11 protein-coding genes are annotated in these 14,069 nt (G+C 64.4%); 4 read left to right on the top strand and 7 right to left on the bottom strand.

Annotated elements, in window-relative coordinates:
• The first annotated feature begins 2 nt into the window (after positions 1–2).
• The 3 genes from ABWW33_RS13470 (at position 3) to ABWW33_RS13460 (ending at position 2,011) form a co-directional block, all read left to right on the top strand.
• On the top strand, positions 3–671 hold the full coding sequence (locus tag ABWW33_RS13470; protein WP_353402129.1) for a Smr/MutS family protein: 669 nt from the start codon (positions 3–5) through the stop codon (positions 669–671).
• Between the two features lie 80 nt (positions 672–751).
• Complete coding sequence (locus ABWW33_RS13465) at positions 752–1,390, top strand: trimeric intracellular cation channel family protein (RefSeq protein WP_176653719.1); 639 nt, start codon at positions 752–754, stop codon at positions 1,388–1,390.
• A gap of 69 nt (positions 1,391–1,459) precedes the next feature.
• On the top strand, positions 1,460–2,011 hold the full coding sequence (locus ABWW33_RS13460) for a DUF488 domain-containing protein (RefSeq protein ID WP_353402127.1): 552 nt from the start codon (positions 1,460–1,462) through the stop codon (positions 2,009–2,011).
• On the opposite strand, the gene map is transcribed toward ABWW33_RS13460, so the two are convergent.
• Together map and ABWW33_RS13450 are read right to left on the bottom strand one after the other, a co-directional pair.
• Entirely contained in the window at positions 1,999–2,775 is a 777-nt protein-coding gene (gene map, locus ABWW33_RS13455; protein ID WP_353402125.1) for a type I methionyl aminopeptidase, read from the bottom strand. The genes ABWW33_RS13460 and map overlap by 13 nt on opposite strands.
• Entirely contained in the window at positions 2,772–2,984 is a 213-nt protein-coding gene (locus ABWW33_RS13450; protein WP_176653717.1) for a ParD-like family protein, read from the bottom strand. Before ABWW33_RS13450 ends, map begins: the two co-directional genes overlap by 4 nt.
• 120 nt (positions 2,985–3,104) lie before the next feature.
• Between ABWW33_RS13450 and ABWW33_RS13445 the strand changes: the two genes are divergently transcribed.
• A complete protein-coding gene (locus ABWW33_RS13445; protein ID WP_353402123.1) occupies positions 3,105–3,734 on the top strand; it encodes a pyridoxamine 5'-phosphate oxidase family protein in 630 nt (209 codons plus the stop codon).
• A 7-nt stretch (positions 3,735–3,741) separates the two neighbouring features.
• On the opposite strand, the gene ABWW33_RS13440 is transcribed toward ABWW33_RS13445, so the two are convergent.
• From ABWW33_RS13440 to ABWW33_RS13420, 5 genes are all read right to left on the bottom strand, one after another.
• Positions 3,742–6,786 (bottom strand): TonB-dependent receptor, encoded by a 3,045-nt coding sequence (locus ABWW33_RS13440; protein ID WP_176653715.1) that lies wholly within the window; start codon positions 6,784–6,786, stop codon positions 3,742–3,744.
• Positions 6,787–6,886: 100 nt separating this feature from the next.
• Positions 6,887–8,428, bottom strand: a complete 1,542-nt coding sequence (locus ABWW33_RS13435) for a tryptophan halogenase family protein (RefSeq protein WP_353402122.1) — start codon at positions 8,426–8,428, stop codon at positions 6,887–6,889.
• Positions 8,429–8,718: 290 nt separating this feature from the next.
• Entirely contained in the window at positions 8,719–10,134 is a 1,416-nt protein-coding gene (locus ABWW33_RS13430) for a sulfatase family protein (protein ID WP_353402121.1), read from the bottom strand.
• Positions 10,135–10,147: 13 nt separating this feature from the next.
• Positions 10,148–12,526 (bottom strand): TonB-dependent receptor, encoded by a 2,379-nt coding sequence (locus ABWW33_RS13425; protein WP_353402119.1) that lies wholly within the window; start codon positions 12,524–12,526, stop codon positions 10,148–10,150.
• A gap of 99 nt (positions 12,527–12,625) precedes the next feature.
• Positions 12,626–14,038 (bottom strand): aryl-sulfate sulfotransferase, encoded by a 1,413-nt coding sequence (locus tag ABWW33_RS13420; protein ID WP_353402117.1) that lies wholly within the window; start codon positions 14,036–14,038, stop codon positions 12,626–12,628.
• Between the last annotated feature and the right edge of the window lie 31 nt (positions 14,039–14,069).

Below are 14,069 nucleotides of genomic sequence, written 5' to 3'. Positions count from 1 at the left end.
CAGTGGGACTGAAAGACTTCGCCGACCTCAAATCCCTGAGCAAGCAGCTCAAGGAACAGGCCGAGACGCGCGCCGCCGCCGAGGCGGAGCGCGTCAAGCAGGAAAAGACGCGGGCGGCGGAAGCGAATATCTTCCAGACCAGCCTGGGCGGCGTCAAGCGCATGCCGGTGTCGGACCGCTACCTGCCGTCGCTGCCGCAGTCGGCCGCCACGGCCGCCGCGCCGGCCCGCAAGCTGACGCAGGCCGAGGACGACGCGGCCGTGCTGCGCGAGTCGCTGTCCGACCTGTTTGAAGTCGACCACTATCTGGAAGACGATCCGGCGCTGAACTACAGCGCTCCGGGCGTCGGTCCGGACGTGATGAAGAAGATGCGCAAGGGCCATTGGCCGGTGCAGGACGAGCTGGATCTGCACGGCATGAACCGCGACCAGGCGCGCGACGCGCTCGGCGCCTTCCTGACCCGCTCGGCCCAGCGCAACCACCGCTGCGTCTGCGTGATCCACGGCCGCGGCTTCGGTTCGCGCGGCCAGGAGCCGGTGCTCAAGTCGATGGTGCACAGCTGGCTGGTGCAAAAAGAGGTGGTGGCGTTCTGCCAGGCGCGCAACAACGAGGGCGGCGAAGGCGCGTTGATCGTTTTGCTGCGTGCCGCGCTGCAACCGCAACGCTATTAATTCCCAGCGAGAAACAATCCCACACGGTGACTGTTTGTCATGTTAACCTACGGACATCATCACTTTGTCCGTAAGCCTACATGAAGCACGTCCCGGTTCCGCACGTTTCCCTGATCACCGTCATCGAGATCGTGGCTATCCTGGTGGGGGCGTTTTCGGGCTTCGTCGAGGCGCGCCGCAAGAAGATGGACGTGGTCGGCGTGTTCACGGTGGCCTTCATCACCGCGTTCGGCGGCGGCACCCTGCGCGACATCCTGCTCGACCGGCGCCCGCTGTTCTGGGTCATGCACCAGGAATACGCGATCCTGATCTTCATCCTGGCGCTGGTGGCCTCGCCGCTGATGCGCACCTTGCGCCAGATCCTGTCCGAACGCCTGATCGTGATCGCCGACGCCATCGGCCTGGGCCTGTTCGCCGTGGCCGGTGTATCGCAGGCGCAGGCAGCGCACATGCCGCTGTTCATCGCCTCGATGATGGGCGTCATCACCGGCATCTTCGGCGGCGTGCTGCGCGACATCGTCTGCAACGAAGTGCCGATGGTCTTCCGCGACGGCAAACCCTACGCCATCTGCGCCTTCTTCGGCTGCTGGATGTACATCGGCCTGCAGTACACCGACGTCTCCGACGACTTCGCGCTGTGGGCCAGCGCCGCGTTCATCACCATCCTGCGGCTGGTGACATGGAAGTTCGAGCTGCACCTGCACTATCACAAGAATTAAGTGCAGGCGAACTGAGCGCATAGCCGGACGGTGCGCTTCGCTCCGCGAAAGACGCGTATAAGGAGTCCTATGACACAGGAACTCGTCTGCACCATCGGCCACTCGAACCGCACCATCGAGGACTTCATCGACCTGCTGCGCCAGAACGGCATCGCCTGCCTGCTCGACATCCGGACGGTGCCGAAATCGCGCCACAATCCGCAATTCGGCCAGGACCAGCTCGCGGCCTCGCTGGCCGACGCCGGCATCGAGTACCGCTACCTGCCCGGGCTGGGCGGCCTGCGCCGAGCCCGCAAGGACTCGCAGAACGCCGGCTGGCGCAACATGTCGTTTCGCGGCTATGCCGACTACATGCAGAGCGACGACTTCGCGGCCAACGTCGAGGCGGTCGTCGAGCTGGGCCACAGCAAATCCTGCGCGCTGATGTGCGCCGAAGCGGTGCCATGGCGCTGCCACCGCTCGCTGGTGGCCGACGCCTTGCTGGTGCGCGGCGTGCGCGTCGACGACATCATCGATGCCCGCCAGCGGCGCCCGCACAAGCTGACGCCCTTTGCCCGCGTCGAGGGGCTGCACATCACCTATCCACCGGAGCAGCCGGCGGAACCGGATCAGCAGGCGTAGCTCGACGCTCTTTCCTCGTGGCGCAAGGTCAGGACCCGCACACCGTCGTGGGTCACGGCCACCGTATGCTCGAACTGCGCGGACAACTTCCCGTCTGTCGTCACGACCGTCCAGCCGTCATCTTCGGTGTGAACGGCGCGACGCCCCTGGTTTAGCATCGGCTCGATAGTGAACACCATGCCCTCCCGCAGCACCAGTCCGGTTTGCGGCTTCCCCCAGTGCAGCACTTGCGGAGCTTCGTGCATCTCGCGACCGATGCCGTGTCCGCAATACTCCCTGACGACCGAGTAGCCGTTTCGCCGGGCGTGACGCTCGATGGCATGGCCCACATCGCCAAGCCTGGCGCCTGGGCGGACCGCTTTGATGCCCCGCCACATGGCTTCATAAGTCACCTGCACCAGCCGCCTGGCCAATGGCGACACTTCGCCGACGAAATAGGTTTTGCTGGAGTCGGCGATAAATCCGTTCTTTTCCAGCGTGATGTCGAAATTCACGATATCGCCGTTCTTCAGGATATCCGCAGGGGACGGAACGCCGTGGCAAACGACGTGGTTAGGCGAGGAGTTCAGCGCGAAGGCATAGCCGTACTGTCCCTTGCTCGCGGGACGCGCATCGAGTTCATTGACGATGAAACTGTCGACCATGTCATTCACCTGCATGGTGGACATGCCGATCAGACTCAATTGGTCCAGGCGAGCAAATACACTTGCCAGCAGCTTGCCCGACTCCGCCATCAGCGCGATTTCTTCCGGCCGCTTGGTCATGTCAGAGCTCCCCTGACAGCCTGGGCGTCCACGCCCGCGGCCCTGAGTTCCCGCACAACGATCTCGTTGAAAGCCAGCGTAGGATTCATTTCGCACAGCATGCCGATCTTGATCCAGAAGGCGGCTTGCGCATTGATTGATCGGCAGGCCACGGAACTCGCCTTGCGTATCTGGTCGTGCAGCTCATCGTCGATGTTCACAATGCCCATATTTAATCCTATATACGAAACGTATACGAATCATATACTCATTTGGCGCAAACGCGCAAGGGGACGGAAATGCCCTCGACTATGAGAAAATTTGTTTTTTTGCATTTTAGGGGCGCCGCCATGGCTGACTACTCAGACCAGTTCACGATCACCAGCATCAGCGCACTAGAGGGTTTGTTCGACGCGCCCGCCGCCGCGTCCGTCTCCAAGGAGGTCGCGTTCATCCATCCGCATTACGGGGCGCTGATCAAGGCTTCGCCATTTTTCGTGCTGGCCACCAGCGGCCCGCATGGTCTCGATGCATCGCCGCGCGGCGATGCGCCCGGTTTCGTGGTGGTGGAAGATGAGACGACGCTGCTGATACCCGAGCGTCGCGGAAACAATCGCATCGACAGCCTGCGCAATATCGTCGAGGACCCGCGCGTCGCGTTGCTGTTCCTGATACCCGGTCATGGTGAAACCCTGCGCGTCAACGGCCGCGCAAGCATAGTGGTCGCGCCGGACTTGCTGGAACGTTTCGCGGTCGATGGCAAGACGCCGAAGTGCGTCCTGGTGGTGAAGGTTGAATCCGTGTTCTTCCAATGCGCCCGCGCCATCCTGCGTTCGCATCTTTGGGACGCCGCGTCGAGCCAGCGCGACAGCGAACTGCCGAGTGCCGGAACCATCCTTGCGGCACTCAGCGGTAACGCCATCGATGGCGCGCAATACGACAGGCAATTGCCCGAACGTCAGCGCGCCACCCTTTACTAACCGCTCGTTAGAACGAGTACTGTGCCAACAGCGTGTAGCGCGGACCGCTCATGAAGACCTGACGGGTGAAGTCGCCCGCATGCTGCTCCATGATCTGACGCGTGTACGAGTTGGTCAGGTTGGTCGCTTCCAGTCCGACACGGAACTTGCTCGTGAAGTCATAGAAGACCGACGCGTCCACCTGACCGTACGCCGCCTGGTACAACGGCAGGCCATAGGCCTGATCGTTGTTGGTCGTCGGGATCAGGTACTTGCCCGCACCAGCGTCCGGATTCGTGTTCAGGCCGTTGTTGCCACGGCTGCCCCACTGGTTCACACCCAGCAGGTAACGCGAGCGCCAGTTGTAGGCCAGACGCAGCGACAAACCGTTCTGCTCGTACATGAGCGCCAGGTTGATCGTGTGGCGGGACAGGCCCGGCAGCGCGGTCTTGCCGAATGGACGCGCATCGGTATCGCAACCGTTGATGCTCAGGTTGAAGTTGGAGGACGCATCGTTACCCGAGCACCATGCTTCGGCCACAGGGTCTTTCAGCGTGCGCTCGCTCGACACGTAGGTCCAGCTTGCCTGGGTGCCGACGCCACGCAGCCAATTAGGCACGAAATCGTAGTACTGCTGGTGGGCGATCTCGAAACCGCGGGCAAAGCCCTTGGCGCCATTGACCGGACCGGTGACCACGAACGTCTGCGGCTTGCCGGTGACATCCTTCGCCGTGTACGCGTAGTTCTGCGTGATGATGATGTCCTTGAGGTCCTTGTTGAAGGCCGAGAACGTCAGCGAACCGGCCTTGGCGAAGTACCACTCGGCGGTCAGGTCGATGTTGGTCGACGTGATCGGCTTCAGCATCGGGTTGCCGTCGCTGGTGCCGGTCAGGGTGGTGCCGTCGAAGCGCACCGCCGTCGTGTTGCCTGCTGCGTCCCGGGTGACCGTCTGCTGGTGCTGGGCGCTCAGCGCCGTCTGCACCTGGAGCTGGTTGAAGTCCGGACGCGACATCGACTTGGCCGCCGCAAAGCGGAATTGCAGTTCGTCGTTGGCCTTCATGCGCAGGTTCAGGCTCGGCAGCCAGTTGCCGTACGAGTTGCTGAACGACTGCGCTTCCGCGAAGCCGGCGATGTTGATCAGCTTGTCCTGGCCGCTGACGTTGACGCCGGTGCCGACGACGGGGACGGACGGCGGGGTGAACGCGACGTAGCCGCTGCCGGAACCTTGCGTCCTCACGTAGCGGATGCCGACGTTGCCGTCGACCGGATACTTGAGGTCATCCCAGCCGAAGCGCAGCTGCGTGTAGGCGGCGCGGGTCTTCTCGGTCTGCGTGTTGGTGGCGGCCGGGTCGTTGAAGGTCGCCGGCTTCCATGGATCGCAGGTCGAGCCTTTTTCGGCGCACAGCACGTCGTGGTAAGCGTGGATCTTGCTCCATTGCTCCGGGAAGCCGCGCACCGTCGCCGCGTCCGCGAACAGCATCGGCGGCAGGTTGTATTTGCCGCCGAAGAAGTTGCCGATCTGCTGCAGCGAAGCGCCGCCGGCGAAGCGCGGATCGCTCAGGCGGGCAACGCCGTTGATCTGCCAGCCTTCCATCCACGGGAAGGTGATCGCCTGCCAGTTGTAGAACTTCTGGGCCTTGTTGTTCTCGCCTTCGCGGTCGGCCATGCGGACGCCGAAGCGGATGTCGCGCAGCACCGGGTCGTCGAACGAGTACTTGACGTCGGATTTCCACGCCTTCTGGGTGGCCGTGGCGTGGTCCAGCGCTTCCTGGGTATAGGCCCAGTAGTAGTTTTTCGGGTCGGCCATGTAGGCCGCCGAACCCAGGCTGATCTGCGGAACCTTGCCGGTCATGTCCATGGTCTGGTTCGGCAGGATGAAGCCGGTCGACACGTCGGCGTCGAAGCCCTCGGTGGTCGAACGCACATGCTGGAAGTCATTGGTCCAGCTCAGCGACGGCGAGATGCGCCATTGGACGTTCAGGGCAACGTCGCGGGTGGCGGATTCGCGCGTGTTGATGCGCTGCGAGCTGTTGAACGGCGAACCGCCATAGGTCGGGTTCGAGATCGTGCCGCTCTGGAACGCGCCCTTGCTGTCGAACACCGAGTTGGCGCTGGCCACCTGCTGGTACCACTTGTCTTCGGACGAGGCCACCACGTGTTCGTCCAGGTCTTCCTTGTAGCGGGTCTTGAAGTAGGTCAGCGCGGCGGTCAGGTCTTTGTTCGGCCGCCACTGGAGGGCAGCGTAGTCGCCGCGGCGGGTGCGGTCGAAGTCCTGCGAGCGATAGCCGACGCCCAGCGGTATCCATTGCGTCTTGTTGCGGTCGTAGAGGGCCGGGTTGGTGGAGTTCACGTGCGGGAAGTACGGATCGACGCCCACGCCGTCCGACCGGCTGGGACTCTTCGCATGGGCGATATCGATCAGGGCGCCGATCTCGCCGAGCCCGGTGTTCCAGCGGTTCGACAGCAGCAGCGTACCGGTCGGGGATGGTGCGCCCTTGCGCAGCGTGGAATAGGATTCCGACACGCCGGCCGTACCCTTGAAGCCCTTGTAGTCGAACGGCATGGCGGTGCGCAGATTGACCAGGCCGGCGACAGCGCCTTCGATCTGTTCCGCGGACGGATTCTTGTAGACATCAACGCCGGCCATCAGTTCCGGCGCCACGTCGGAGAAGCCGAGCGAGCGGCCGCCACCGGCCGAGAACGCGTCGCGGCCGTTGACTTCCGAACGCACGTAAGTCAGGCCGCGCACGGACACGCCGGAGCCCTCGACCGATTGACGGTTCGGGTCGCCCGCCATGTTGCGGTCGATGGTGACGCCAGCGATACGCTGCAGCACTTCGGTGACCGAACGGTCCGGCAGCTTGCCGATGTCTTCGGCGACGATCGAATCGACGACTTCGTCGGCATTCTGCTTGAGTTTTTGTGCGGATTGCAGTGCGGCGCGCTGGCCGCTCACCACCACGACCGGTCCGGCGCTGGCGGTATCTGCCGTTTGGGCCCATGCCGGGCTGATGTGCAGCACTACAACCTGTGCGACCGCGGCGGCGATCGCCGTTTTTTGGAACTTACTCAATTTGTCTCTCCCCCATACAGGTGGTTTTTATATTTAACAACTGACACTGGTCTTTTCATAAGTACTCGCTCGAAAGTTTATGCCTCCATAAGTTTTGTAATCAGGATGAAACGCTCGCCGCCGCCTGGCTCGCGACATAGACGCCGTGCTCCGGCATCCGCGTCACCGCCTGCGCGATCAGGTCGCGCAGTTCGGCGAAGTGGCCGTGCACCACGCGGATGTCGACGCGGTCAGCCAGCGGGTCGTAGCGCTTCGGCACCACGCCGAGGCCCATCATCATCGCCACGAACGAGGGCTCGGCGAAGCCGCCGCGATCGACGATCGCCACGCGTCCGGTCGCGCGGAACAGCTCGATCTGGTGGCGCAGCGAGTCGGGGATCGCCATGTTGGCGCAGTAGCGCCAGAATTCCGAATCGTCGCGCTTGGTCAGCTTGTAGTGCAGGATGATGAAGTCGCGCACCGATTCGTAACGGATGCCCATGACGCGGTTGAATTCGTCGGCCAGCTCCGGGGCGCAATCGCGGTCCGGGAACAGTTCGAGCAGCTTGCCCACCGCCGTTTCGATCAGGTTGATGCTGGTCGATTCCAGCGGCTCGACGAAGCCGGCCGACAGGCCGATCGCGACCACGTTCTTGACCCAGGACTTGCGCCGCCGCCCGGTGACGAAGCGCAGCTGGCGCGGCTCGTCCAGCGCGGCGCCGTCCAGGCCGTCGAGCAGCACGCGGCGCGCCTGCTCGTCGCTGGTGAAGCCACTGCTGTACACGTGGCCATTGCCGGTGCGATGCTGCAGCGGGATACGCCAGACCCAGCCTGCTTCCTTCGCGGTGGAGCGGGTGTAAGGGGTCAGCTGCGGGACCGAGGCGCAGGGCACGGCCAGCGCGCTGTTGCAGGGCAGGTACTCGCTCCAGTCCTCGTAGCCCGCCTTCAGCGCGCCTTCGATCAGCAGGCCGCGGAAGCCCGAGCAGTCGATGAACAGGTCGCCTTCGACGCGGCGGCCGTCGCGCAGTTTCACGGCGGTGACGAAGCCGGTCTCCGGATGCTGCTCGACATCGACGATCATGCCTTCGATGCGCAGTGCGCCGCGCGCCACGGCGTAGTCGCGCAGATAGCTGGCGTACAGGCTGGCATCGAAATGGAAGCCGTAGGAATAGGCGTCGGTCATGCCGGGCGTTTCCTCATTCGGCGGGACGAACTTGCCGTGGCGCGCCATGATCGAGGGCATCGACCAGTTCTCCAGATCCGGCATCTTGTCGAACGCCTGCGCCAGGCGCAGCCAGTGCTGGTGCGCGCCGAGGCCGGCCAGCGCCGGGCCGAAATCGCCAAAGCCGTGGAAGAAGCGGTTGCCGACGTGGCCCCAGTCCTTGAATTCGATGCCCAGCTTGTAGCTGGCCTGGGTCTTGCTGACAAAGTCGTCGGCATCCAGGCCCAGCGCCTCGTTGTAGACGCGGATCGTGGGCAGGGTCGCCTCGCCGACGCCGATGGTGCCGATCTCGGGCGATTCCACCAGCGTCACCTCGCAGGGCTGGGTCGGGTGGCGCGCCAGGCGCTGGGCCAGCGGGGCCGCCGTCATCCAGCCGGCGGTGCCGCCGCCCACGATGACGATCCTGCGGATCGCGTCGCCATTCATGTCGTTGCCACTCATTTTATGACAACGTTTTCATTTTTGGTCGAACCAAGGGCGGCTTTTGCATATGCCCCGGATCCCGGGGCAAGTTGGGCCGCGGCCATAGCAATGGCCGTCTTCTGTAAAACTTTCATGTGTGTGTCTCCCGTATTTTTTTATATGTCCGGCAACTGCGTGCTGGTGATTGGAAATTAACATTAATTCGATCAACGAACAAATAATTATCTCCCAAACGTTGCTGTTTAACCGTATCAGCTAAACAAGGCTTGACAAGACAAAATCCCCGCCGAAGCGGGGATTGCCGAACTTTAATCGGGAATTTTTCCTCCGGGCGGAACTCCATAGCGATCCGCTTGCACATTACCACTGACACCGTGGGTGCGCACATCGATGGTAATTGGCAACATCTCCTTGTCCCAAGCCTCCCACTTGGCCTTCAGTTGCGCAAACACCTCGGGGTGGCGTTTGGCCAGGTTGGCGCGCTCGCGCTGGTCCTTGACCACGTCGAACAGGAATTCGTTGCCGCCGATTTTCAGGTACTTCCAATTGCCGGAACGGATGGCGCGCTGGGCGTTGGCCTTGTAGCGCCACAGCAACGTGCGCTCGTTGTTGGCCGCCTGGCCGGTCAGGACAGGCAGCAGGTTCTGGCCGTCGCTCGGGTATTGCTGATCGGGCGCGCCGCCGGCGGCGGCTAGCAGCGTCGGCAGCCAGTCCATGGAAATCGCCACCTGCTCGCTCACCTGCCCCGCCTTGACCCTGGCCGGCCAGCGCACGATGGCGGGCACGCGGATGCCGCCTTCGAGCAGCTCGGTCTTCTGCCCGGTCAGCGGCCAGGTCTTGGAGAAGCGTTCGCCGCCGTTGTCGCTGGTGAAGATGACGATGGTGTTCTGCGCCAGCCCCTTGTCTTCCAGCGCCTTCAGCACGCGGCCGATCGACGCGTCCAGCGATTCGACCATGCGGCCGTAGGTGGCCAGGTCGCCGCCGTCGTAGTGGAAGATGTTGTCGATGTCGCGCGAGACCGCCTCGTCGCCCGGCCCCTCCCACGGCCAGTGCGGCGCCGTGTAATGTAGCGACAGCAGGAAAGGCTTGCCGGCCTGCTGCTTGTTGACGTAGTCCACGGCGCGCGCGCCCAGCAGATCGGTGTAGTAGCCGATCTGCCGCACCGGCACTTCGCCCTCGTACAAATCCTCCTTCACCTGCGGGCCGACGCCCGGCTTGTGCGTGAAGTAATCGATGGCGCCGCCGTAGTTGCCGAAGAAGCTGTCGTAGCCGCTCTTCAGCGGGCCGAAGGTCGGCAGGTAGCCCAGGTGCCACTTGCCGATCAGCGCCGTGCCGTAGCCCTGCTTCTTCAGCAGCGACGGCAGGGTCGGATGCGTGCGCGGCAGGCCGATGGTGTCGGAGGCGCCGGCGATCGGCTCTTCCAGCCCGCCGCGCAGCCGGTACTGGTAGCGGCCGGTGATCAGCGCGAAACGCGTGGCCGAGCATACGGCCGAATTGGCGTACGCCTGCGTGAAGCGGATGCCCTGCCCGGCCAGCTGGTCCAGGTGCGGCGTCTTGAAGTCGGTCTGGCCGTAGACGCCCAGGTCGGCGTGGCCCAGGTCGTCGGCCAGGATGAAGAGGATGTTCGGCTGCTCCTTGCCGGCGCCGAAGACGTTCGGCAGCGCTCCAGCCAGCGCCAGGGCCGGCAAGGTTTTCAGGACGCTGCGGCGGGTATGGTCAGTCATGCTTGGTCTCCAGTCAGAAGTCTGCGCGGGCCGTCACGCCGAGCTGGCGCGGCGTGCCGATCACGGCGTTGTAAGCGCCCGGGTTGGTGTTCCAGGTGCTGGTGTAGTACAGCTTGTCGAACACGTTCTTGGCCCAGAACGAAACGTCCCAGCGCGTCGCGCCGTTCCTGATCTTCACGCCGGCCGACAGGTTGGTCAGGCTGTACGACGGGATGCGCCCGTACTCGGACGCGTCCAGCGTGCCGTAGGTGCTGCTGCGGTAGGCGTAGTTGATGTTGCCATAGCCTTCGATGTTGGCGGCCACCGCGTGCGCGTATTGCGCGCTCAGGTTGCCGATCCAGCGCGGCGCGTTGACCAGCGCGGCGCGGCCCGACAGATCGCAGAAGGCGCCGGCTTTCTCCGGCGGGCACGGCGCGTTTTTATACTCCTTGTACTTGACGTCGTTGAACGAACCGTTGGCGCCCAGCGTGAAGCCGCGCGCCACTACCAGGCTGGTGTCCAGCTCCAGGCCCCGGCTGCGCACGTTGCCGGCGTTGGTCAGGTAGGAGGTGGCGCTGACCGGGTCGTAGGCGTTGCTCTGGTAGCCCTTGACCTCGTTCCAGAACAGGCTGGCGTTGACTTGCGCGCGGCGTTCCAGCAGGTTGCTCTTGATGCCCAGCTCGAGGTTGTTGGCCTTCTCGTTGTTGACCTTGAGCGAGGATACACCCGCCGCGCCCGGCACCGACAAATTGATGCCGCCGGATTTTTCGCCGTGCGACACGCTGCCGAACGCCAGCACGTCGGTATCGATCTTGTAGGCCAGCGTGACCAGCGCCGATGGACTCAAATTGTTCAGGTGGACGTCGCCGGAGTTGTAGGCGCCGTAGCGGGCGTTGCGCGAAGCCAGCGCGGCGCCGGCGACGGCGGCGCCGCCGGCGGGCGCGTCGCGCGTCACCTGGGCGATCTTGTCTTCATAGGTGGCGCGCAGGCCGCCGGTCAGGTCCCACTGCGGATCGATGTGCCAGATCGACTGGCCGAACAAGGCGTAGCTGTTGACGCGCAGGTGGCCGTTGCCGATGCTGGTGACGTTGCTCCATGCGCCTGCGGGCGTCGCGTTGAACTTGTCGGCCAGCGGACCGTTGTAGGTGAAGCTGACGTTGTCGAGATTCTGGTAGTAGTAATAGGCGCCGAGCACCGATTCCACCGGTCGCCCCAGCGGCGTGGCCAGGCGCAGCTCCTGTGTGAACTGGCGGTGGCGGGCGGAGGCGCCGACGTTCAGCACCACCGGCACTTCGAGGCCGTCATCGTTGTGCGGCGTGAAGTTCCAGAAGCGGTAGGCGCTGATGGAGGTGAACTTGTAGTCGTTGTCCAGCTTCCAGTTGACCTCGCCGGAGACGCCGCCCTGGTGCACGTCCACGTGCGAGCCGCGGTCCAGGTTGACCTCGCGCAGCGACGGATCGGTGATCGGGTGCCCGCCGACGGCGGCGGCCTGCGCCAGGAACTTGCCGCTCGGGCCGGCGTTGTAGAACACCAGCGTGCCGTTGTTGGAGTCTTCGACGTTGTAGTCGGCGATCAGGCGCGCGCTGACCTTGTTGTTCGGTTCCAGCAGCAACTGGGCGCGCACGCCTTCGCGGTCGCCGCCCTGCACCTTGTCGCCGTTGTAGACGTTGGTGATGTAGCCGCCTTCATGCGTCTTGTAGACGGCGAGGCGGCCGGCCGCCGTGTCCGAGAACGCGCCCGAGATGACGGCCTTGCCCTGCACATAGCCCTGCTCGCCGGCCGAAATCTGCGCGCTGTTCTCGCTGCGGAAAGTCGGCTGCCTGGTGGTGATGTTCAGCACGCCGGCGGTGGTGTTCTTGCCGAACAGCGTGCCCTGCGGACCGCGCAGCAGTTCCAGCTGCTGGATGTCGAGCGCATCGAACGCGGCCATGCCGGGACGGGCCAGGTAGACGTTGTCCAGGTAGACGCCGACGCTGCCTTCGAGGCCATCGCTGGCGGGATTGTTGCCGAGCCCGCGGACGGCAAAGCTCATCTGGCGGGCGTGGACGTAGTTGACGGTGGTGCTCGGCAGCAGCTGCTGCAAGTCCTGCACGCGATAGACGCGGTTGCCTTCCAGCGCGCTGCTGTCGAGCACGCTCATGGTGGTCGGCACGCTTTGCGACGTCTCGTTGCGGCGCCGCGTGGAGACGGTGACGCGGGCCACCACTTCCAGCGAGGCGTCGGCGGCGGCCGTGGTGGCAGCCTGGCCTTCGCCTTCGGCGGCTGCCGTGCTCGCGGCAGCCGCTTCCGCCGCCGTCCCCGACACGGCCGACAAGCCCACGGCTGCGGCGTTCTGCGCATACACCGGCGCCGAGGCCGCGATGATCAATCCATAAGCCGCGGCGACGGCGGCGGCCAGTTTATTCTGTTGCATGACTATTTTCCTGTGGTTGTACTGCGAATTGCGCGGGCGTGAACCGCCCCGCACGCCGGCTTGGCGGCCGGCGCGTTGATCGTCATAAGTAGGTGGCGTTTAGTTTGTGGCTACGCGGAACTTGCCCTGCTCCGGCGGGGTGACCGCCTTTTCGGAGCGTGGCGTGCCGTCAGGCACCCAGTTGTACGGCACCGGTTGGGCGCGGTACAACCAATTGCTCAGCACCGGCTTGCCCGCGCCGGCAACCGGCGTCGGCGCAAAGTACGGGCTGACGTATTCCCAGGCGATGTCGCCCTTGGATGTGACCTGGAAGATGCGGCCGTTCATGCCCTCATCGATCAGCGTATTGCCGTTCGGCAGGCGGCGCGCGCTGCTGATGAACGAGCTGTAGAAGCCCCAATCCGGCCCGTTGGAATCGCCGCCGGTGTACTCCCACACGATCTGCTTGCTGACCGGGTCGATCTCCAGCACGCGCGAGCGCGGCTGCACGCCGACGCCGACGCGCGGATAGCCCGCCTCGCCCTGGTTGTCGAACACCAGGATGTGGCCGGCGCCCGGCAGGCCCGGCTCGATCAGGTGGGCGTCATGCTGGCCGACGATCTGGTCCACCGGACGCGGCAGCACGCGCGGTCCGCGCACCTGCGCCGGATAGTCCGGCCCCAGCGACCACACCACCTTGCCGCTCTGCTTGTCGAGGATGACGATGAAGTTCGCCTCGCGCGAATCGATCAGGATGTTCTCGGGATTGAAGCGCTGGTCGCCCGCGTCGAACCAGCGGTTGGGACCCAGCACCGACATGTTATTGACATGCAGGTAGTCGAACGGCGCGGCCCTGCCGCGCGGCGAGTAGCCGCCCTTCACCAGCTTCAGCGATTCCGGCTTGAAGCCGAATTCGTCCAGGTGATCGGACGCCACCCACTTCCAGACGATATCGCCGCCGGGCGTGACCTCGTAGATCACGTCGTCCAGCACCTGCGGCGCGGCGAAGCCGGCCAGCGGATGCACCAGGTTGGCCAGCACCAGCGTATTGCCGTTCGGCAGACGGCGCCAGTCGTGGTGCTGCTTGGCGCTGCCGCCGGGCACTTGCGGCGAGGCCTTGCCTTCCACCGGCGCCGCATACGCATCCTGCGCGCCGCCCGCAGCGCCCCACTGCCATACCACCTTGCTGTCCCAATCCAGCTCGCCTATCGCCTGATTGCGCAGGCCGTTGCCCTCGTTGGATGTGCCGGCCGTGCTGGCCAGCTGCACCAGCACGTGGCCGCGCTTGCCGCCCGTCAGCGCCGGGTCCAGCAGCACCGGCGGAAAGCCTTCGGCGTTCCAGCGATGCACCTCGTTGCCGTTCATGTCGATCAGGTGGGTGTTCTTGTCCTGCCCGCTGAAGATGACGTAGCTGTTGTAGGCGGTGGCGGTATCGTAGCGGGTAACGCCGGTGGGATAGACGCTGGGCGCGGCGCCCAGGTTGGCGGCAACCGCCAGGAGTGACAGTGCTGCAAGCTTGGTGGTGGTGGTCATGACACGCGTTCTCAGGAGTGGACAGTGTGTC

Origin of the sequence: Duganella hordei (genome assembly GCF_040369125.1) — a bacterium.
In the GTDB taxonomy this organism is placed as follows: Bacteria; Pseudomonadota; Gammaproteobacteria; order Burkholderiales; family Burkholderiaceae_D; genus Rugamonas; species Rugamonas hordei.
The sequence above is the reverse complement of the archived record's forward strand: the minus strand, read 5'-3'. Positions and strand labels throughout refer to the sequence as shown.

What these genes read in the sequence shown, in the direction of transcription:
- ABWW33_RS13465 (WP_176653719.1), top strand. Translation starts at nt 752, where the DNA reads ATGAAGCACGTCCCGGTTCCGCACGTTTCCCTGATCACCGTCATCGAG.
- ABWW33_RS13460 (WP_353402127.1), top strand. Translation starts at nt 1,460, where the DNA reads ATGACACAGGAACTCGTCTGCACCATCGGCCACTCGAACCGCACCATC.
- map (WP_353402125.1), bottom strand. Translation starts at nt 2,775, where the DNA reads ATGACCAAGCGGCCGGAAGAAATCGCGCTGATGGCGGAGTCGGGCAAG.
- ABWW33_RS13450 (WP_176653717.1), bottom strand. Translation starts at nt 2,984, where the DNA reads ATGGGCATTGTGAACATCGACGATGAGCTGCACGACCAGATACGCAAG.
- ABWW33_RS13445 (WP_353402123.1), top strand. Translation starts at nt 3,105, where the DNA reads ATGGCTGACTACTCAGACCAGTTCACGATCACCAGCATCAGCGCACTA.
- ABWW33_RS13435 (WP_353402122.1), bottom strand. Translation starts at nt 8,428, where the DNA reads ATGAGTGGCAACGACATGAATGGCGACGCGATCCGCAGGATCGTCATC.
- ABWW33_RS13430 (WP_353402121.1), bottom strand. Translation starts at nt 10,134, where the DNA reads ATGACTGACCATACCCGCCGCAGCGTCCTGAAAACCTTGCCGGCCCTG.
- ABWW33_RS13425 (WP_353402119.1), bottom strand. Translation starts at nt 12,526, where the DNA reads ATGCAACAGAATAAACTGGCCGCCGCCGTCGCCGCGGCTTATGGATTG.
- ABWW33_RS13420 (WP_353402117.1), bottom strand. Translation starts at nt 14,038, where the DNA reads ATGACCACCACCACCAAGCTTGCAGCACTGTCACTCCTGGCGGTTGCC.